This is a genomic window from Pseudomonas sp. S2_E01, assembly GCF_054668365.1.
The window spans coordinates 14,201-33,633 of the sequence record NZ_CP162762.1 but is presented as its reverse complement, the minus strand read 5'-3'; the positions used below and the strand labels follow the sequence as shown (position 1 = coordinate 33,633).

The window sequence follows — 19,433 nt, the reverse complement described above, 5'->3', positions numbered from 1 at the left end:
TGTCCGATGAAACTACGCGGCCTTTACGCGATTACCGACAGCCAGTTACTGGCCGGCAAATTCCTCTCGTACGTGGAGGCGGCGCTTGAAGGCGGCGTCACCCTGCTGCAATACCGCGACAAGAGCGATGACCAGGCCCGTCGCCTGCGTGAGGCCGAAAAGTTGCGTGATTTGTGCGAGCGCTACAAGACCCAACTCATCATCAACGACGATGCCGAGCTGGCTGCTCGCCTGAATGTCGGCGTGCACCTGGGCCAGACCGACGGTCCTCTGTCTCCGACCCGCGCCCTGCTCGGTTCCAAAGCGATCATCGGCTCGACCTGCCATGCACAGCTCGAACTGGCCGAACAGGCGGCCAGGGAAGGCGCCAGCTATGTCGCCTTTGGTCGCTTCTTCAATTCCACCACCAAACCCGGCGCGCCGAGCTGCAGCCTCGAACTGCTTGACCAGGCCCGACGCCAGCTGCACCTGCCGATCTGTGCGATCGGCGGCATCACTCTGGATAACGCTGCGCCACTGGTGGCGCACGGAGTCGACCTGCTGGCGGTGGTCCACGGCCTGTTTGGCGCGCAGAACACCGCCGAAGTGACTCGCCGCGCCCGCGCCTTCAACGAATTACTGAAAGTCTGATATTGAGAGCCCGATCATGTCTCGTTCCGAAACGTTGTTTGCCAATGCCCAGAAACACATTCCCGGTGGCGTGAACTCGCCTGTCCGTGCCTTCAAGAGCGTGGGCGGCACACCGCTGTTCTTCAAGCATGCAGAAGGTGCGTACGTCACCGACGAAGACGACAAACGCTATGTCGACTACGTCGGTTCCTGGGGCCCGATGATTCTCGGCCACAGCCACCCGGACGTGCTGGACGCGGTACGCAAGCAGTTGGAACACGGCCTGTCCTACGGCGCCCCGACCGCAATGGAAACCGAGATGGCGGATCTGGTCTGCTCGATCGTGCCGTCGATGGAAATGGTGCGCATGGTCAGCTCCGGCACCGAAGCCACCATGAGTGCGATTCGCCTGGCCCGTGGATTCACCGGTCGCGACAGCATCATCAAGTTCGAAGGCTGCTACCACGGGCATTCCGACAGCCTGCTGGTCAAGGCTGGTTCCGGTCTGCTGACCCAGGGTGTACCGAGCTCGGCTGGCGTCCCTGCGGCGTTCGCCAAACACACCCTGACCCTGCCGTTCAACGACATCGACGCCGTGCAAGCAATGCTCGCCGAAGTCGGCCAGGACGTGGCGTGCATCATTGTCGAGCCCGTGGCCGGCAACATGAACTGCGTGCCTCCGGCACCCGGTTTCCTGGAAGGCCTGCGCAGCCTGTGCGACAAGCACGGCGTGGTGCTGATCTTCGACGAAGTGATGACCGGTTTCCGTGTTGCGCTCGGCGGCGCCCAGGCGCACTACGGCGTCACCCCGGACCTGAGCACCTTCGGCAAGATCATCGGTGGCGGCATGCCGGTCGGCTGCTTCGGCGGTAAACGCGAAATCATGTCGCACATCGCGCCACTGGGGCCGGTCTACCAGGCAGGCACCCTGTCGGGTAACCCACTGGCGATGGCTGCCGGCCTGACCACCCTGCGCCTGATCAGCCGCCCGGGCTTCCATGACGAGCTGAGCGACTACACCAGCCGCCTGCTCGACGGCCTCCAACAACGCGCCGATGCTGCCGGCATTCCGTTCGTGACCACCCAGGCCGGTGGCATGTTCGGCCTGTACTTCAGCGGTGCCGACGACATCGTGACATTCGATGACGTGATGGCCAGCGATGCCAACCTGTTCAAGCGCTTCTTCCACCTGATGCTTGACGGTGGCGTGTACCTGGCACCTAGCGCGTTCGAAGCCGGCTTCACTTCGATCGCCCACGGCGAAGCCGAGCTGAAACTGACCCTGGATGCCGCGGAGCGTGCATTTGCCGCGTTGAAATAAGTGCTGCAAGGCTGACGTTGGCGATCGCCAGCGTCAGCTTTCACCTACACGCACGCGTATTTTCCTACCGATCTGTCGATAATCCCCCGTAAACCGGGAGATATATTCCCCGCGCAGCAGAAAAACGAGTAAAGACTTTGTAAGGATGGCCCTGCTTATTTCATAATGCGCGCTTATTGGATCCCCTCGACGGGTCCGCGTGCCCTTCAGAGGTAAGTCGATTCCCATGAACCGCACCGGCCGCATCCTCGCACTGGGCTGCCTGTTGCTCCTTCAACCCCTGCTCGCGCTCGCACAAGCAGGCGGTAACTCGTTGTTGATCCCAGCGATGGGTCGCTGCACCCTCAATACCCAGCCGCAAGATCTGGAACAGGCGCTCGCTGCCTGCCAGAAAGCCTCGGATGAAGGCGATGCGCAGGCGCAATACGAACTGGGCGAGTTTTACTACGCGGGTAAAAACACCACGCGTGACCTCGACAAAGCCCTGAGCTACTTCGAAAAGGCCTCCCTGCAAGGCCACGCCCAGGCACAGTTCAAACTCGGCACCATGTTCTTCCACGGCGAAGGCGTACAGGCCAACAACATCCAGGCCTACATCGTGCTGAAAATGGCCGCGGTCAATGGCGCCGAAGATGCGCTGGACACCGCTGACGAAGTCGCCGAGAAGATGCCCCGCGAAGAACTGGAAATCGCCACCCAGGTGCTGGGGCAGATTTTCCGCAAATACCTGATGGAACTGCAGAGCGCCGATGGGCGTACGCCTTTTTCGCCGTTGCCCTGATTCAGTACCGACCTTCCCGGCCCCATCGCGGGCAAGCCCGCTCCCACAGGTTTCACCGATCTCACAACGGTGTTGATCCTGTGGGAGCGGGCTTGTCGAGGCGTCGAACCGTCGCGATAGGCGCGACTCGGTCTTAAGCCTACTTCTCAGGCATCGGCATCGGAAACGGCATCACATTGCCAACGCCTGCGCGCGCTTCGCTGATTTTCGGCGTGCCCAGGCGCTCGACTTCATCGATGCGCACAATCGAATGCATCGGTACAAAGCTGCGCACGACACCTTCGAACTGTGCCTTGAGTTTCTCTTCGCTCGGGTCGACCACCACCTGCGTGCGCTCGCCAAAGACGAATTCTTCCACTTCCAGGAACCCCCACAGATCACTCTGATAGATCTGCTTGGCGTACATTTCGAACACCTGGCCCTGGTTGAGGAAAATCACCTTGTAGATTGGAGCTTCACGTTTGGTCATGGCGGGCGAGGAACACATCGGGGATAAAATGAGGGCGCAAACTATAGCATAGCCACCGGACGCACAGCGGTAGGAACCTGGGGGCTTGTTCCCTATAATGCGCGGTTCTTTGAATCACGTGATGACTGTATCCATGGCCAAGAAGCTTTACATCGAAACCCACGGTTGCCAGATGAACGAGTACGACAGCTCGCGCATGGTCGATCTGCTGGGTGAACACCAGGCCCTGGAAGTCACCGCTCGCGCCGAAGATGCCGACGTGATTCTGCTTAACACCTGTTCGATCCGCGAACGCGCCCAGGATCGGGTGTATTCCCAGCTCGGCCGCTGGCGCGAACTGAAACTGGCCAATCCAGACATGGTCATCGCTGTCGGCGGTTGCGTGGCCAGTCAGGAAGGCGCCGCGATCCGCGACCGTGCTCCCTACGTAGACGTGGTGTTCGGCCCACAGACCTTACACCGCCTGCCGGAAATGATCGACGCCGCGCGCATCAGTAAACTGCCGCAAGTCGACGTGTCGTTCCCGGAAATCGAAAAATTCGACCACCTGCCCGAACCACGCATCGATGGCCCGAGTGCCTACGTGTCGGTCATGGAAGGTTGCAGCAAGTACTGTACGTTCTGCGTGGTGCCCTACACCCGTGGCGAGGAAGTCAGCCGGCCGTTCGATGACGTGATCGCCGAAATCATTCACCTGGCCGAAAACGGCGTGCGTGAAGTGACCTTGCTGGGCCAGAACGTCAACGGTTATCGCGGAACCACCCACGACGGGCGTCTGGCGGACCTGGCAGAACTGATTCGTGTGGTGGCCGCTGTCGATGGCATCGACCGCATTCGCTACACCACTTCCCATCCGCTGGAGTTTTCCGACAGTCTGATCCAGGCCCACGCCGAAGTGCCGGAACTGGTGAAGCACCTGCACCTGCCGGTGCAATCGGGCTCGGACCGGATCCTGGCCGCGATGAAGCGCAATCACACGGCGCTGGAATACAAGTCCAAGCTGCGCAAGCTGCGTGCCGCCGTGCCGGGCATTTGCATCAGCTCGGACTTCATTGTGGGTTTCCCGGGGGAAACAGAGAAAGACTTCGAACAGACCATGAAACTGATCGAAGACGTCGGTTTCGACTTCTCCTATTCATTCGTCTACAGCCAGCGTCCGGGCACGCCGGCGGCCGATCTGGCAGACGAGACCCCGGAAGAACTGAAAAAGGAACGCCTGAACGCCCTGCAACATCGCCTGAACCAGCAGGGTTTCGAGATCAGCCGACAAATGGTCGGCTCTGTCCAGCGCATCCTGGTGACCGATTACTCGAAAAAAGACCCCGGCGAGCTGCAAGGCCGGACCGAAAATAATCGTATCGTCAACTTTCGCTGCGACAATCCAACCCTGATCGGACAGTTCGCCGACGTGCACATCGATGCTGCACAACCGCACTCACTGCGGGGTTCGCTGATCCAATAACGGCCTGTAGGAGCGGTCTTGCCCGCGATTGCGGGGTGTCAGATGGCAAATCTCTGAATGACACACCGCAATCGCGGGCAAGCCCGCTCCTACAGTGTTAGTGGCGACCTTACTTTTTTGAGCTTTCGCACCCGCGCCGCTGGCGTTATCCTTGATTTCAACTTAATTGCCCCAGGGCGGCTAAATACGACCTTGAACGCACCCATAGAACCACATCGTTTTATTCTCGAGCCCTTTGAGGCTCGCCGCTTCGCCAATCTGTGCGGGCAATTCGACGAGCACCTGCGCTTGATCGAACAGCGCCTGAGCATCGAGATCCGCAACCGCGGCAATCAGTTCGAGCTGATCGGCGACCCAAAGCACACCACCTCCGCGGAAAACCTCCTGCGCCGCCTGTATCGTGAAACCAAGGGGACCGACCTGTCTCCGGACATGGTTCACCTGTTCCTGCAGGAATCGGCCGTCGAACAGCTGGACAACGTGTCTGCATCCGAACCTTCCGTGGCCCTGCGCACCAAGAAAGGCATGATTCGCCCACGCGGCTTGAATCAGCTGCGCTACGTGAAGGAAATCCTCGGCAACGATATCAATTTCGGCATCGGCCCAGCCGGTACCGGCAAGACCTATCTGGCCGTTGCCTGTGCGGTAGACGCGCTGGAACGCGAACAGGTGCGCCGCATCCTGCTGGTTCGTCCGGCGGTTGAAGCCGGTGAGAAGCTGGGCTTCCTGCCGGGCGACCTGTCGCAGAAAATCGACCCGTACCTTCGCCCGCTCTACGATGCACTCTATGAAATGCTCGGTTTCGAATACGTGGCCAAGCTGATCGAGCGCCAAGTGATCGAAGTTGCGCCGCTGGCCTACATGCGCGGCCGTACGCTGAACAACAGCTTCATCATCCTCGACGAAAGCCAGAACACCACCGTCGAGCAGATGAAAATGTTCCTGACCCGGATCGGGTTCGGCTCGACTGCAGTCATCACCGGTGACATCACCCAGGTCGATTTGCCACGCGGCACCAAATCCGGGCTGCACCACGTGATCGAAGTGCTCAAGGACGTGCCGGGCATCAGCTTCACGCACTTCCAGCCCAAGGACGTCGTGCGCCATCCGCTGGTTCAGCGCATTGTCGAAGCCTATGAGCGCTTCGAAACCCGCGCGGCCGAAGATGCAGCCGCCAAGGATAGCCGTCGCGATGCTTGAGCTTGACCTGCAAATCGCGACCCAAGCGTGCGCCCCCGCCGAAGCCGAGTTCCGCCAATGGTGCGAACTGGCCCTGCGCCAGCGGACCGCCGACTCGGAGATGACCATTCGCCTGGTCGATGAACCCGAGGGTCGTGAACTCAATAACACCTGGCGGCAAAAGGACTATGCCACCAACGTCCTGTCGTTTCCTGCCGATGTGCCCGACGAGTTTCTCGATATCCCCTTGCTGGGCGATCTGGTGATCTGCGTGGCAGTGGTTGAGCGTGAAGCCGCCGAACAAGGCAAGGAACTCAAGGCCCATTGGGCACATCTGGTGATCCACGGCTGCTTGCATCTGCTCGGTTATGACCATATAGATGACGACGAAGCCGAAGAAATGGAAGCACTGGAACGTACCTTGCTTGCAGAGTTGGGCTACCCCGATCCGTACGCGGACGACGAAACATCCACTATCGTAACAACCAAGGATTCAGAGTAATCGCTATGAGCGAAGATCGATCGAGCAACGGGCAGAAGTCATGGCTGGGTAAGCTCACCCAGGCTTTTGCCCACGAGCCGAAAAACCGCCAGGAGCTGCTGGAGCTGCTGCGCGACGCGCACCAAAACAAGTTGCTGGACAGCGAAGCGCTGGCCATCGTCGAAGGCGCCATCCAGGTTGCAGACCTGCAAGTCAGGGACATCATGGTTCCCCGCTCGCAGATGGTCAGCATCAAGGCGACCCAGACACCCCGCGAGTTCCTGCCCGCCGTGGTCGACTCCGCCCACTCGCGCTATCCGGTCATCGGCGAAAGCCACGATGATGTGATGGGCGTGCTGCTGGCCAAGGACTTGCTGCCGTTGATCCTCAAGGAAAACGGCGACAGCTTCAACATCAAGGACCTGCTGCGCCCGGCCACTTTCGTGCCCGAGTCCAAGCGCCTGAACGTACTGCTGCGCGAATTCCGCGCCAACCATAACCACATGGCCATCGTCATCGACGAATACGGCGGTGTGGCGGGTCTGGTGACCATCGAAGACGTGCTGGAACAGATCGTCGGCGACATCGAAGACGAGCATGACGTTGAAGAGGACAGCTACATCAAGCCCCTGCCCAGCGGTGACTTCCTGGTCAAGGCGCTGACGCCGATCGAGAACTTCAACGAGTTCTTCGACAGCGAGTTTTCCAACGATGAATTCGATACCGTCGGTGGCCTGGTGATGAGCGCATTCGGACATTTGCCCAAACGCAATGAAATCACCGAAATCGGTCCTTACCGCTTCCGCATCCTGAACGCCGACAGCCGTCGGATTCATTTGCTACGCCTGACCCCTATCGCTCGCTGAATCCAAGGATTGAAATGCGTCGTATGACCCGCCCCGGCTGGCCCGGTAACCTGCTGGCCGTGGCGGCCGGTGCAATCACCACCCTGGCCCTGGCCCCGTTCGATATCTGGCCACTGGCATTGCTGGCGGTCGGCCTTTTTTACGTGGGCCTGCGTGAGTTGAGCCCCCGCCAGGCACTGGGCCGAGGCTGGTGCTTCGGTTTCGGCCTGTTTGGCGCCGGCACCAGTTGGATCTATTACAGCATCCACAACTTCGGCGGTGCCTCGGTGTTGCTGGCCGGTTTCCTGATGCTGCTGTTCACCGCTGCGATTGCCTGGTTCTTCGCCCTGCCTGCCTGGGTCTGGGCACGCTGGCTGCGCCGCAACGAGGCGCCTCTGGCCGATGCCATGGCTTTTGCCGCCTTGTGGGTCGGCCAGGAAGCGTTTCGCGGCTGGTTCCTCACCGGCTTCCCATGGCTGTATTCCGGTTACAGCCAACTTGACGGCCCGTTGGCCGGCCTTGTGCCCGTGGGTGGCATGTGGCTGGTGTCTTTCACCCTGGCGCTGACGGCTGCCCTGATCGTGAACGCGCCACGACTGATCAGCAATGGTCGCAAGGGCTTCGTGGCAGCGGGAGCGTTGCTGTTGATCGGCCCCTGGATAGCCGGCATCGCGCTCAAGCACCATGCCTGGACCAGCCCATCGGGGGCGCCGCTGACCGTGGCCGCGATCCAGGGCAATATCGAACAAAGCATGAAATGGGACCCGGCACAGCTCAACTCGCAATTGGCGCTGTACCGCGACATGAGCTTTCGCTCCAAGCCGGTCGACCTGCTGATCTGGCCGGAAACGGCGGTGCCGGTGCTCAAGGAGTCCGCCGAGGGCTACCTGAGCATCATGGGAAATTTCGCCGCCGAGCGTAAGAGCGCGCTGATCACCGGTGTCCCGATTCGCCAGGAAGTCCATCACCAGAAGCGTTTCTTCAACGGCATCACCGTGGTGGGCGAAGGCGATGGCACCTACCTCAAGCAGAAGCTGGTGCCGTTCGGCGAATACGTGCCGCTACAGGATGTGCTGCGTGGGCTGATCGCATTCTTCGACCTGCCAATGTCGGACTTCGCCCGTGGCCCCGCCGATCAGGCCATGCTCCAGGCCAAGGGCTACCAGATTGCACCGTTCATCTGCTACGAAGTGGTTTATCCAGAGTTCGCCGCCGGCCTGTCCGCCCGCAGTGATCTGTTGCTGACCATCAGCAACGACACCTGGTTCGGCACCTCCATCGGGCCGCTGCAACACTTGCAGATGGCGCAGATGCGCGCGCTCGAGGCGGGCCGCTGGATGATCCGTGCCACCAACAACGGCGTGACCGGACTGATCAACCCGTTCGGCCAGATTACCGAGCAGATCCCGCAGTTCGAACGCGGTGTCCTGTACGGCGAAGTGGTGCCAATGCACAACCTCACGCCCTACCTGCAATGGCGTTCGTGGCCGCTGATCATTGTCTGTGTGCTGCTGTTTGGTTGGGCGCTAGTGGTGAGCCGGATGGCCAAGACGGTCTAGGGCTGCGACGATCGTTCCCCTCGGGGAACGATCCAGCTTCAGCGATAAAACAACGAATACCCGACCTGCCCCACCGCTTCGTTCATCAACTGCCCGCTCTGCCAGATCGACTTGAGCTCCGGCATCCAGCCGCCCAAAGGGCGGGCATTGTCAACGCCCAGAAAACCCACCGGTGCCGGCACCACTTCAAACCCCGCGCGCTCGAAGCTCCAGACCGAGCGCGGCATGTGCCAGGCGTGAGTTACGACCACCACGCGCTTGATTCCCTGTGGCAGCAACACCTCGGCGCTGAACTGCGCGTTTTCCCAGGTGGTGCGGCTGCGCTCTTCCTGCCAGCGCACGGTGACGCCGAAGTCGTCTCGCAGGGAGTCCGCCATCAACCTGGCTTCCGAAGGTGGCGTGCCGTAATGCAACCCACCCGTGGTCATTACTGGCAAGCCCGAAGCCTTGGCCAGCCTCGCGGCATAACGCTCTCGCTCGAGGCCCACACCGGTTGGCTGGTCAGCCCCCCAGGCGGGGTCGCCACGTTCACGCCCCGACCCCAGCACCACAATGGCGTCGGCATGCTGCCCGAGCGTTGCCCATTCATCGCGAGCCAGCGGCGGGATGCGCTCAAGGGCACCGGCGCTCCATTGCACCACCACCGGCAGGCTCATCAACCACAACCCACCCAGACCGAGCGCGAAGCACGCACCGGCCAAGCGTGGCCTGGAACGACGAAACCACCAGGCGAGCGCAAGCAATAGCAACAAGATGCCGGGGGGCAGCAGAAGTTGTTTGATGAAATATCGAAAAGGCATCGAGCATCTCCATAAGATGCCCGAAGCCTAAGTGGGTTGGCGCAATGCGACAACAGATGCGCAAGGATCAGGCTTTAAAAAAACCTGCGTCATGACTTCAAGTGCCCTCACTTGAACTGCAGAGACCGGACCTTTACCGCGTCCCTGTCAGGTGCCTTGCCCTTGAGCCAGATGATCTTGGCCGAACGTGGTGCGTCGAGTTGCTTCACTGCTTCTGACAGGCATCCGTGTGTTTCACGTTCACTGCGATCCAGATAAGCCTTGACCAATGCAAACTCTGCGGGGCTCAGGCCACGCAGTTCCAGCTCCAGGGGACGCTCATCGCGCAGCCGACCAGCCGTTTTTGCGGCGTCGAGGGCGATTCCCAGACGATCGATCAATTTTTCGTAAAGCTCGGGTTTTGTCGCTTTTTGCTGTAACTCAACCATCCCTCACCTCATTGAAGATAAGACTCACTCCCCATTTAGAGCTTAGCTTCGATGGGCAAACCGGCTGAATGCCGCGACCAACGGACCTCGCAGCGTTTTTTGCAGGACGCGCGGCCGCAATCAGCGTTTCCCTCGGTAGAGTGCGGTCATGTATGCTACGGCGCTTCCTGTAACTCCACTTCCAGCTCGCCTGGACAGCGAAACGCCGATTTGGCGTGATCAGCGTCCAGCGTTGCATTGAAGAGGATTAGGCCACCCCTATTCAGTTCAAAAGTAGCCATGCACGAACAATATCAGCCCCGTGAAATCGAAGCCGCCGCCCAGTCGTTCTGGGACGAGCAAAAGTCCTTTGAAGTCAGTGAACAGCCAGGCAAGGAGACTTACTACTGCCTGTCGATGTTCCCTTACCCCAGCGGCAAGCTGCACATGGGGCACGTGCGCAACTACACCATCGGCGACGTGATCTCCCGCTATCAGCGCATGCAAGGCAAGAACGTCCTGCAACCCATGGGTTGGGACGCTTTTGGCATGCCGGCGGAAAACGCCGCGATGAAGAACAACGTAGCGCCCGCCAAATGGACCTACGAAAACATCGCCTACATGAAATCCCAGCTGCGCAGCCTGGGCCTGGCCGTGGACTGGTCCCGTGAGGTGACCACCTGCAAGCCCGATTACTACCGCTGGGAACAATGGCTGTTCACCCGCCTGTTCGAAAAGGGTGTGATCTATCGCAAGAACGGAACCGTGAACTGGGACCCGATCGACCAGACCGTACTGGCCAACGAGCAGGTGATCGATGGTCGCGGCTGGCGTTCCGGCGCGCTGATCGAAAAGCGCGAAATCCCGATGTACTACTTCAAGATCACTGCCTACGCGGATGAACTGCTGGAGAGCCTCGACGAACTGACCGGCTGGCCTGAACAGGTCAAGACCATGCAGCGCAACTGGATCGGCAAGTCACGCGGCATGGAAGTGCAGTTCCCGTACGACGTCGATTCCATCGGCGAAGCCGGCGCGTTGAAAGTCTTCACCACCCGTCCGGACACGCTGATGGGCGCGACCTATGTGGCCGTGGCCGCCGAGCACCCGCTGGCTGCCCTGGCCGCGCAAAACAACCCTGAGCTGCAAGCGTTCATCGCCGAATGCAAGGGCGGCAGCGTCGCTGAAGCCGACGTCGCCACGCAGGAGAAAAAAGGCCTGCCGACCTCGCTGTTCGTCGAGCACCCGCTGACCGGTGAAAAACTGCCGGTGTGGGTCGCCAACTACGTGCTGATGCATTACGGCGACGGCGCCGTCATGGCCGTACCGGCTCACGACGAGCGCGATTTCGAATTCGCCACCAAGTACAGCCTGCCGATCAAGTCGGTGGTACGCACCAGTTCCGGCGACACCAACCCGGCACCGTGGCAGGACGCCTACGGCGAACACGGCACGCTGATCAACTCCGGCGAATTCGACGGTCTCGATTTCCCTGGCGCCTTCGACGCCATCGAAGTGGCGCTGATCAAGAAAAACCTCGGCGCCTCGCGCACCCAGTTCCGCCTGCGCGACTGGGGCATCAGCCGCCAGCGCTACTGGGGCTGCCCGATCCCGATCATCCACTGCACCCAGTGCGGCGACGTGCCGGTGCCGGAAGATCAACTGCCGGTCGTACTGCCTGAAGATGTCGTACCCGATGGCGCTGGTTCGCCATTGGCGCGCATGCCCGAGTTCTACGAGTGCAGTTGCCCGAAATGCGGCCAGCCTGCCAAGCGTGAAACCGACACCATGGACACCTTCGTCGAGTCTTCGTGGTACTACGCCCGTTACGCCTCGCCGCACTTCGAGGGTGGCCTGGTGGAAAAATCCGCAGCCGACCACTGGTTGCCGGTGGATCAGTACATCGGCGGCATCGAACACGCCATTCTTCACCTGCTCTATGCGCGCTTCTTCCATAAGCTGATGCGTGACGAAGGCCTGGTGAGCTCCAATGAGCCATTCAAGAACCTGCTGACCCAGGGCATGGTGGTCGCCGAGACTTATTATCGTCGCGAAGCCAACGGTGCCTACACCTGGTTCAACCCGGCGGACGTCGAACTCGAGCGTGACAGTAAAGCCAAGGTCATCAGCGCGAAATTGATCGCCGACGGTCTGCCGGTGGAAATCGGCGGCACCGAAAAGATGGCCAAGTCGAAGAACAACGGCGTCGACCCGCAATCGATGATCGATCAGTTCGGCGCCGACACCTGCCGCCTGTTCATGATGTTCGCCTCGCCACCTGACATGAGCGCCGAGTGGTCCGACTCCGGCGTTGAAGGCTCGCACCGTTTCCTCAAGCGCGTATGGCGCCTGGCGCAGGCCCATGTCACCCAGGGCCTGCCGGGCAAGCTGGATGTCACCCGCCTGAATGACGAGCAGAAAGCCGTTCGCCGCTCGATCCACCTGGCCATCAAGCAGGCCAGCCACGACGTCGGCCAGAACCACAAATTCAACACGGCCATCGCCCAGGTGATGACGCTGATGAACGTGCTGGAAAAAGCCGCACAAGGCACTGAGCAGGATCGCGCCCTGGTCCAGGAAGGCCTGGAAGCCGTGACCCTGCTGCTGGCCCCGATCACCCCGCACATCAGCCACGAGCTGTGGACTCGCCTGGGTCACTCCGGCGCGGTCATCGACGCCCAATGGCCAGTTCAGGATGAAAGCGCCCTGGTTCAGGACAGCCTGCAACTGGTCATTCAGGTCAATGGCAAGCTGCGTGGCCAGATCGAAATGCCGGCCAGCGCAACCCGCGAAGAAGTCGAAGCCGCTGCACGTGCCAATGAAAACGTGCTGCGCTTCGTCGACGGCCTGACTATTCGTAAAGTGATCGTGGTGCCTGGGAAACTGGTCAACATCGTCGCCAGCTAATTGGATCAGGCGCCGGGCAAGCCTGGCGCCGAGTAAAACCTTTCGGGTCGTACAAGCGGCCCACCTGGTTTCAAGGGGAGCAACAAGATGATCAAACGCAATTTGCTGGTGATGGGCCTTGCGGTCCTGTTGAGCGCCTGCGGTTTCCAGCTGCGCGGCACCGGCACCACCGAACTGACGATCAAGGAACTCGACGTCAGCGCGCGCAATGCCTATGGCGAAACCGTCACGCAATTGCGCCAGGTATTGGAAAGCAGCGGCGTCAAGGTATCGACTGGTGCGCCTTACAAGCTGATCCTGACCGATGAGCAGGACTCCCAGCGCATCCTCAGCTACGCGGGCGCCGGTCGTACGGGCGAGTACCAGGTCACCAAAGTGCTCAGCTACGACATCCGTGATCACGGCAACCTGCCGCTGCTGAGCGACAAACTGGAAGTGCAAAAGGTCTTCATCCACGACGGCAACAACCTGGTCGGCTCCGACCAGGAAGCCAACGATGCTCGCCAGGAAATGCGCCGCGAACTGGTACAGCGCATGATGTTGCGCCTGCAACAACTGACGCCGACCCAACTGGATCAGCTGCAACAGACCGCCGATGCCAAGGCCAAGGCGGAAGCCGCAGCACTGGAAGCCGCACGCAAGGCTGAAGCGGAAACCCCGCGTCAGTCGCCTCTCGAAATCCCGCAGCAATAAGACTGGCGGGGCGCCCAGGCGCCCCGCTCGCCGCCGCCTATGAAACTCGCCCCCGCTCAACTCGCCAAACACCTGCAAGGCTCGCTCGCGCCTGTCTACATCATCAGCGGCGATGACCCGCTGCTGTGCCAGGAAGCGGCTGACGCCATCCGTGCCGCCGCCCGCCAACAGGGTTTCGACGAGCGCCAGGTATTCGCTGCTGACGCCAATTTCGATTGGGGCACCTTGCTTCTGGCCGGTGCCAGCATGTCGCTGTTCGCGGAAAAACGCCTGCTGGAGTTACGCCTGCCTTCAGGCAAGCCTGGCGACAAAGGGGCGGCGGCACTGATCGAGTATTGCTCGCGTCCGGCCGAAGACACGGTGCTGCTGATCAGCCTGCCAAAGCTGGATGGCAGCGCGCAGAAAACCAAGTGGGGCAAGGCACTGGTCGAAGGCCAGCAGACCCAGTTCGTGCAGATCTGGCCGGTGGATGCCAGCCAGTTACCGAGCTGGATCCGTCAGCGCCTGTCCCAGGCCGGGCTCTCCGCCAGCCAGGACGCGGTGGAACTGATCGCGGCGCGAGTCGAAGGCAACCTGCTGGCCGCTGCCCAGGAAATCGAAAAGCTCAAGCTGATGGCCGAAGCCGGGCAGATCACCGTCGAAACCGTTCAGGCAGCGGTGGCCGACAGTGCCCGCTTCGATGTCTTCGGCTTGACCGATGCGATTCTCAACGGCGAAGCGGCCCACGCGCTGCGCATGCTTGAAGGGCTGCGCGGAGAGGGTGTCGAGCCACCGGTGATTCTCTGGGCCCTGGCCCGCGAACTGCGTCTGCTGGCCAACCTGTCCTTGCAATACAGCCAGGGCGTGCCGTTGGACAAGGCATTCAGTTCGGCCCGACCGCCGGTCTGGGACAAGCGCAAACCGCTGATGAGCAAAGCGCTGCAACGCTATTCGGCGCAACGCTGGGCGCAGTTGTTACTCGAGGCACAGCGCATTGACGCGCAGATCAAGGGCCAGGCTGCGGGCTCGCCGTGGATGAGCCTGAGCCGCCTGTCGCTGCTGATGGCTGGCCAACGTCTTCCGCTGCCTGCTGAATAAGCGCCTTTCGTCGCCGAAAATTCCTACGCATTGCAGGGGCTGGACAGAACCCCCACTTCGGCAGATTATTGCGCGCGTAAAAACCCCTCACTCGAGAGATCCGCTCATGAGCAAAAAGCCATCGCGTAATGGCCATAACAAGGCCAAATCCATCGTCGCCCAGCCCCTGTTCCGCAGCCGTCAGGAACGAGCCGGCAAGGGCAAAGGCAGCTACCGCCGCGAAGCCTTCCAGTCTGACAACTGGGAGGCTTCTTACTTTCTGGCCGCCTGAAAGGCAAGCCACCGCTCAACATGTTAAGGTCTGCACCTGATTCGTATTCCCTGGACCCGTGCATGCCCTTTTGTATTACTCGTCGTTGGCATCTGCGCCAATTGATCGCTGCCTCCAGCCTCATTCTGCTTGTCGCCTGTGCGGAAAAACCCACCGCCGCCGACGCCCAGCCGCTTCAAACCGTTCCCGTCTCGTCAGCTCCCGCGGTGATTGCTCCCGTTGTGCCGACCGGCGAAAACCTCGACATCCAGCCGACCCAGACCTTCGCGCAATGGCAAGCCGGTTTCCGCAAGGATGCCCTGGCCGCCGGTATTCGCGCCGACCTGTTCGACCGTGCCTTCGCCAACGTCAGCCTGGACGCCAGCGTGATCAGCGCCGACCGCAGCCAGCCGGAATTTTCCCGCCCGGTGTGGGAATACCTTGACGGTGCTCTGTCGCCGCTGCGTGTGCGCAAGGGCCAGGCGTTGCTCAGCCAGTATTCGGACATCCTGCAAAGCATCGAACAGCGCTACGGCGTCGATCGCCGCGCCCTGGTCGCGGTGTGGGGCATGGAGAGCAACTTCGGCCAGTTCCAGGGCAGCAAATCGGTCATCAACTCCCTGGCGACCCTGGCCTACGAGGGGCGGCGCCCCGGTTTCGCCCATGCCCAATTGATCGCAGCGCTGCAGATCCTGCAACAGGGCGACATCGCGCCGGAAAAAATGCTCGGTTCGTGGGCCGGCGCCATGGGCCAGACCCAGTTCATCCCAACCACCTACAACACCCACGCCGTGGACTTCGATGGCGACGGGCGCCGCGACATCTGGGGCAGCGCCACCGACGCGCTGGCCTCGACCGCCCACTACCTGCAAAGCTCCGGTTGGCAGAAAGGCCAACCGTGGGGTTTTGAAGTCCAGCTCCCGGGCAATTTCGACTACGTGCTGGCCGACGGCTCGATTCGCAAGAGCGTCGCCGAGTGGCAGCAACTGGGCGTCAAACTGCCGAACGGCGGACGGGCTCCAGCGGGCGCGGAACAGTTGTCGGCTGCGCTATTGCTGCCAGCCGGCTATCGCGGCCCGGCGTTTCTGGTGCTCGATAACTTTCGCGCGATCCTCAAATACAACAACTCCTCGTCTTATGCACTGGCCGTCAGCCTGCTGTCCGAGCGCTTTGATGGCGCTGGCCTGATCGCTGGATCCTGGCCCAAGGATGACCTGCCGCTGAGCCGCACCGAGCGGATCGAGCTGCAGAATCTGCTAAGCGCGCAAAAGTACGACGCAGGGGCTGCGGACGGGATCATTGGCGCCAACACCCGCAAGGCGATCCGCAGTGCCCAGCAGTCGTTCGGCTGGCCGGCGGATGGGTATCCGACGCATAAGTTGCTTGAAGGGCTGCGTAACCGCTAAAAGCATCGCGGGCAAGCCCGCTCCCACAGGGTTCCAGGGTGTACGCAAATTTTGTGCACCACAAAACACAGTGGGAGCGGGCTTGCTCGCGAAGACTGACTGACAGGCGCCGAAGATTCAGCGCCCGACCACCACATCCTGCTCCAACACCAACTCCTGCCGCCCCGCATCCAGCCGCACCAGTGCCCCCATTGGCAAGGTCAGGTTCGGATCACAATGCCCGCTGCGCCAGCCACTCAGCACCGGAATCCGCAACGGTTCGAAGGTCTGCTTGAGCAAGCGCTCCAGAGCTGCCGCATCCACCCCCGCGACATCCCCGCAGATCACCCCGCGCAACCGGGCAAGTGTGCCGGCCAGGCGCAGGTGGGTCAGCAGCCGATCGATGCGATACAACGGCTCGTTGATGTCTTCGATGAACAGGATGATGCCCTCGGCATCGATTTCGTAGGGTGTGCCCATCGTTGCGGCGATCATCGAGAGATTACCGCCCAGCAAGCGCCCGTGTGCGACGCCTGGCTCAACAGTGGCCAACGGATAATCCTGCGGGTGCGCCAGGGTACTCCCCGCCCTCACCTGCCCCCTGAGCATGTTGAAAAAGGACGCCTCGGTGGGTTGGCGCTTGTCGCCCAGCAGGTCGGCATTGAGCAACGGACCATGAAAGGTGACAAACCCGGCATATCGGTTGATCGCCAGGTGCAACGCCGTGATGTCGCTGTAGCCGATGAACGGTTTGGCGTGGTTTTTCAACAGCTCGAAATCAATGCGATCGAGCAGGCGCGGCGTGCCGTATCCGCCCCGCAGGCAGATAATGGCATCTACCTCGTCGTCGGCGAATGCCGCGTGCAGGTCATTGAGTCGTACGTCATCAGTGCCCGCCAGGTAGCCATCCTGTTCATAGACACCGGGAAAGATGCGCATCGCATAACCGCGAGCGCGCATCCAGGCGAGGGCCTTATCGGTGTCCAGCGTCGCTGGACCTGCCGGCGCGATCACGCCGATCAGCCCGTGCTTCGGCAATGCCGGCACCGGTGTATGAGGAAACAGCGTATGGGTCGGTCGAACGGTCATCCATGAATCTCCCTGCGCAATACATCAACACAGTAGTCAGGAACGGGGATAAACAGAAGAGGAAGACGCGCCAGACAAAAAAATACCCGCGAGACCGGTCAGGCCCCGCGGGTATTTCGACTGGATCAGGACGACATCAGCTCGGCCTTGACCAGCTTCGCCTGCTCATCGGCGTGGTACGAGGAGCGTACCAGCGGGCCGGAGGCGACGTTCTTGAAGCCCATCTTGTAACCTTCTTCGGCGAACCAGGCGAAAGTATCCGGGTGCACGAAGCGTTGCACCGGCAAGTGGCTACGGGACGGTTGCAGGTACTGGCCCAGGGTCAGCATGTCGATATCGTGTTCACGCATGCGCTTCATGACTTCGATGACCTCCTCGTCCGTCTCGCCCAGGCCGAGCATCAGGCCGGACTTGGTCGGAATATGCGGCATCATCTGCTTGAAGCGTTGCAGCAGTGTCAACGACCACTGGTAGTCCGAACCCGGGCGCGCAGCCTTGTACAGGCGCGGCACGGTTTCCAGGTTGTGGTTGAACACATCCGGCGGCTCGGCAGCGGTGATTTCCAGTGCGATGTCCATACGGCCACGGTAGTCCGGAACCAGCGTTTCGAGCTGCACGTTCGGCGACAGCTTGCGGATCTCGCGGATGCAGTCGGCAAAGTGCTGGGCACCGCCGTCACGCAGGTCGTCGCGATCCACCGAGGTGATCACCACGTATTTGAGCTTCAGGTCAGCGATGGCGATGGCCAGGCTTTCCGGCTCGTTGACGTCCAATGGCTTCGGACGACCGTGGCCCACGTCGCAGAATGGGCAACGACGGGTGCAGATGTCGCCCATGATCATGAAGGTCGCGGTACCGCCGGAGAAGCACTCACCCAGGTTAGGGCAGGAGGCTTCTTCGCAGACGCTGTGCAGCTTGTGTTTGCGCAGCAGGGCCTTGATGCGATCGACTTCCGGGGAAACCGGAATCCGCACACGGATCCAGTCGGGTTTCTTTGGCAATTCGGTGGTCGGAATGATCTTCACCGGGATGCGTGCAACCTTCTCGGCGCCGCGCAGCTTGACGCCGGCTTCTACCTTGGCACGCGGGGCCGGACGCTCGGTGACATCTTGCGTCGGGATGATGGTTTGCACTGCATCAGTAGTCATATCAGTCGATTCCGCCCGTTAGGGTCGTCTGCTCAGCATAGTCGAGGTGTTTGACGAGCTGCGCGCGCAGCCGGGCACTTACCTCGGCAAATTCAATCGATCCTGCATGGTCGCTCAGCTGGGTCATCGCCAGCCCGGCGTAGCCGCAGGGATTAATCCGTCGAAACGGCTCCAGGTTCATGTCCACGTTCAGGGCCAGGCCATGAAAAGAGCAACCATGGCGGATTCGCAAACCCAGTGAAGCAATTTTCGCCCCGTTGACATAGACGCCCGGCGCATCCGGCTTGGCCACGGCAGTGACGCCGTAACTGGCCAGCAACTCGATCAGGCAGCGCTCCATGCGAGTGACCAGATCACGCACGCCAAAGCCCAGCTTGCGCACGTCGAGCAACAGATAAGCCACCAATTGGCCAGGACCGTGATAGGTCACCTGGCCACCGCGATCGACCTGCACCACCGGTATGTCACCAGGCAGCAATAGATGCTCGGCCTTGCCGGCCTGCCCCTGAGTGAACACCGGCGGATGCTCCACCAGCCAGATTTCGTCGGCAGCATCGCTGCCACGTTCGTTGGTGAAGCGTTGCATGGCATGCCAGACCGGCTCATAAGCCATCTGGCCGAGCTCGCGAAAGCCGAGCGTGTCAGACATCACAGCACCATGTGCACGAAGCCGGTGGCCCGCAGTTCGCTGTTGATGTTGTACAGCTGATCCTGATCGGTGGCGACGATGTGCAACTGGATGGTGGTGTACTTGCCATTGCTGCTTTGACGTTCGTCCACACGCTGATCATTGATCTTGGCGTGTTTCTTGACGATGTCGATGATCTTGTCCCTGTTGCCCACACCCGTGTCGCTGATCACTTTAACCGGGTAGTCGACCTGGGGGAATTCGATCTTTGGCGCCTTTACTTCGGTATCGCTCATGGCGTAACGGCCTCGTAAGCCGTGCCAACGAGCATGGCCCCGCTCCG

General features: G+C 61.0%; 20 protein-coding genes. 13 read left to right on the top strand and 7 right to left on the bottom strand.

Annotated elements, in window-relative coordinates:
* Positions 1 to 6 precede the first annotated feature (6 nt).
* The 3 genes from thiE to AB4O36_RS00165 all read left to right on the top strand — a co-directional run bounded on the left by thiE (position 7) and on the right by AB4O36_RS00165 (position 2,711).
* Positions 7 to 630 carry a thiamine phosphate synthase gene (gene thiE, locus AB4O36_RS00175; protein ID WP_460120598.1) on the top strand — a complete coding sequence of 208 codons (624 nt, stop codon included), beginning with the start codon at positions 7 to 9 and terminating at the stop codon, positions 628 to 630.
* 16 nt (positions 631 to 646) lie between these two features.
* Positions 647 to 1,930, top strand: a complete 1,284-nt coding sequence (hemL, locus tag AB4O36_RS00170) for a glutamate-1-semialdehyde 2,1-aminomutase (protein ID WP_460120596.1) — start codon at positions 647 to 649, stop codon at positions 1,928 to 1,930.
* 226 nt (positions 1,931 to 2,156) lie between these two features.
* Positions 2,157 to 2,711 carry a tetratricopeptide repeat protein gene (locus AB4O36_RS00165; protein ID WP_460140858.1) on the top strand — a complete coding sequence of 185 codons (555 nt, stop codon included), beginning with the start codon at positions 2,157 to 2,159 and terminating at the stop codon, positions 2,709 to 2,711.
* A gap of 139 nt (positions 2,712 to 2,850) precedes the next feature.
* On the opposite strand, the gene AB4O36_RS00160 is transcribed toward AB4O36_RS00165, so the two are convergent.
* Complete coding sequence (locus AB4O36_RS00160) at positions 2,851 to 3,180, bottom strand: DUF1820 family protein (protein ID WP_047736335.1); 330 nt, start codon at positions 3,178 to 3,180, stop codon at positions 2,851 to 2,853.
* A gap of 133 nt (positions 3,181 to 3,313) precedes the next feature.
* Between AB4O36_RS00160 and miaB the strand changes: the two genes are divergently transcribed.
* The 5 genes from miaB (at position 3,314) to lnt (ending at position 8,706) form a co-directional block, all read left to right on the top strand.
* Positions 3,314 to 4,642, top strand: coding sequence for a tRNA (N6-isopentenyl adenosine(37)-C2)-methylthiotransferase MiaB (miaB, locus tag AB4O36_RS00155; protein ID WP_460120591.1), 1,329 nt, complete (start codon positions 3,314 to 3,316; stop codon positions 4,640 to 4,642).
* A gap of 192 nt (positions 4,643 to 4,834) precedes the next feature.
* Positions 4,835 to 5,842 carry a PhoH family protein gene (locus AB4O36_RS00150; RefSeq protein ID WP_460120589.1) on the top strand — a complete coding sequence of 336 codons (1,008 nt, stop codon included), beginning with the start codon at positions 4,835 to 4,837 and terminating at the stop codon, positions 5,840 to 5,842.
* Positions 5,835 to 6,323 carry an rRNA maturation RNase YbeY gene (gene ybeY, locus AB4O36_RS00145; RefSeq protein ID WP_460140857.1) on the top strand — a complete coding sequence of 163 codons (489 nt, stop codon included), beginning with the start codon at positions 5,835 to 5,837 and terminating at the stop codon, positions 6,321 to 6,323. The genes AB4O36_RS00150 and ybeY overlap by 8 nt, the downstream gene beginning before the upstream one ends.
* 5 nt (positions 6,324 to 6,328) lie before the next feature.
* Positions 6,329 to 7,168 carry an HlyC/CorC family transporter gene (locus tag AB4O36_RS00140; protein WP_460120586.1) on the top strand — a complete coding sequence of 280 codons (840 nt, stop codon included), beginning with the start codon at positions 6,329 to 6,331 and terminating at the stop codon, positions 7,166 to 7,168.
* Between the two features lie 14 nt (positions 7,169 to 7,182).
* Positions 7,183 to 8,706, top strand: a complete 1,524-nt coding sequence (lnt, locus tag AB4O36_RS00135) for an apolipoprotein N-acyltransferase (RefSeq protein ID WP_460140856.1) — start codon at positions 7,183 to 7,185, stop codon at positions 8,704 to 8,706.
* Between the two features lie 38 nt (positions 8,707 to 8,744).
* Here lnt and AB4O36_RS00130 read toward each other — a convergent pair whose 3' ends face one another.
* On the bottom strand, positions 8,745 to 9,506 hold the full coding sequence (locus AB4O36_RS00130; protein WP_460140855.1) for a YdcF family protein: 762 nt from the start codon (positions 9,504 to 9,506) through the stop codon (positions 8,745 to 8,747).
* 107 nt (positions 9,507 to 9,613) lie between these two features.
* Positions 9,614 to 9,934, bottom strand: coding sequence for a hypothetical protein (locus AB4O36_RS00125; RefSeq protein WP_460120580.1), 321 nt, complete (start codon positions 9,932 to 9,934; stop codon positions 9,614 to 9,616).
* Positions 9,935 to 10,213: 279 nt separating this feature from the next.
* On the opposite strand from AB4O36_RS00125, the gene leuS reads away from it, so the two are divergent.
* The 5 genes from leuS to AB4O36_RS00100 all read left to right on the top strand — a co-directional run bounded on the left by leuS (position 10,214) and on the right by AB4O36_RS00100 (position 16,246).
* Positions 10,214 to 12,820, top strand: coding sequence for a leucine--tRNA ligase (leuS, locus tag AB4O36_RS00120; protein ID WP_460120578.1), 2,607 nt, complete (start codon positions 10,214 to 10,216; stop codon positions 12,818 to 12,820).
* Positions 12,821 to 12,907: 87 nt separating this feature from the next.
* Entirely contained in the window at positions 12,908 to 13,513 is a 606-nt protein-coding gene (locus AB4O36_RS00115; protein WP_460120576.1) for an LPS-assembly lipoprotein LptE, read from the top strand.
* Between the two features lie 39 nt (positions 13,514 to 13,552).
* Positions 13,553 to 14,590 (top strand): DNA polymerase III subunit delta, encoded by a 1,038-nt coding sequence (gene holA / locus AB4O36_RS00110; RefSeq protein WP_460140854.1) that lies wholly within the window; start codon positions 13,553 to 13,555, stop codon positions 14,588 to 14,590.
* A gap of 106 nt (positions 14,591 to 14,696) precedes the next feature.
* Entirely contained in the window at positions 14,697 to 14,861 is a 165-nt protein-coding gene (arfA, locus tag AB4O36_RS00105; protein WP_262164103.1) for an alternative ribosome rescue factor ArfA, read from the top strand.
* A gap of 62 nt (positions 14,862 to 14,923) precedes the next feature.
* Positions 14,924 to 16,246, top strand: coding sequence for a lytic murein transglycosylase (locus tag AB4O36_RS00100; RefSeq protein ID WP_460140853.1), 1,323 nt, complete (start codon positions 14,924 to 14,926; stop codon positions 16,244 to 16,246).
* 117 nt (positions 16,247 to 16,363) lie between these two features.
* On the opposite strand, the gene AB4O36_RS00095 is transcribed toward AB4O36_RS00100, so the two are convergent.
* The 4 genes from AB4O36_RS00095 to AB4O36_RS00080 all read right to left on the bottom strand — a co-directional run bounded on the left by AB4O36_RS00095 (position 16,364) and on the right by AB4O36_RS00080 (position 19,386).
* A complete protein-coding gene (locus AB4O36_RS00095) occupies positions 16,364 to 17,314 on the bottom strand; it encodes a S66 peptidase family protein (protein ID WP_460120571.1) in 951 nt (316 codons plus the stop codon).
* 125 nt (positions 17,315 to 17,439) lie between these two features.
* Positions 17,440 to 18,462 carry a lipoyl synthase gene (gene lipA / locus AB4O36_RS00090; protein ID WP_460120569.1) on the bottom strand — a complete coding sequence of 341 codons (1,023 nt, stop codon included), beginning with the start codon at positions 18,460 to 18,462 and terminating at the stop codon, positions 17,440 to 17,442.
* Between the two features lies 1 nt (position 18,463).
* Positions 18,464 to 19,111 carry a lipoyl(octanoyl) transferase LipB gene (lipB, locus tag AB4O36_RS00085; protein WP_460120567.1) on the bottom strand — a complete coding sequence of 216 codons (648 nt, stop codon included), beginning with the start codon at positions 19,109 to 19,111 and terminating at the stop codon, positions 18,464 to 18,466.
* Complete coding sequence (locus tag AB4O36_RS00080) at positions 19,111 to 19,386, bottom strand: DUF493 domain-containing protein (RefSeq protein WP_460120566.1); 276 nt, start codon at positions 19,384 to 19,386, stop codon at positions 19,111 to 19,113. Before AB4O36_RS00080 ends, lipB begins: the two co-directional genes overlap by 1 nt.
* Positions 19,387 to 19,433 lie beyond the last annotated feature (47 nt).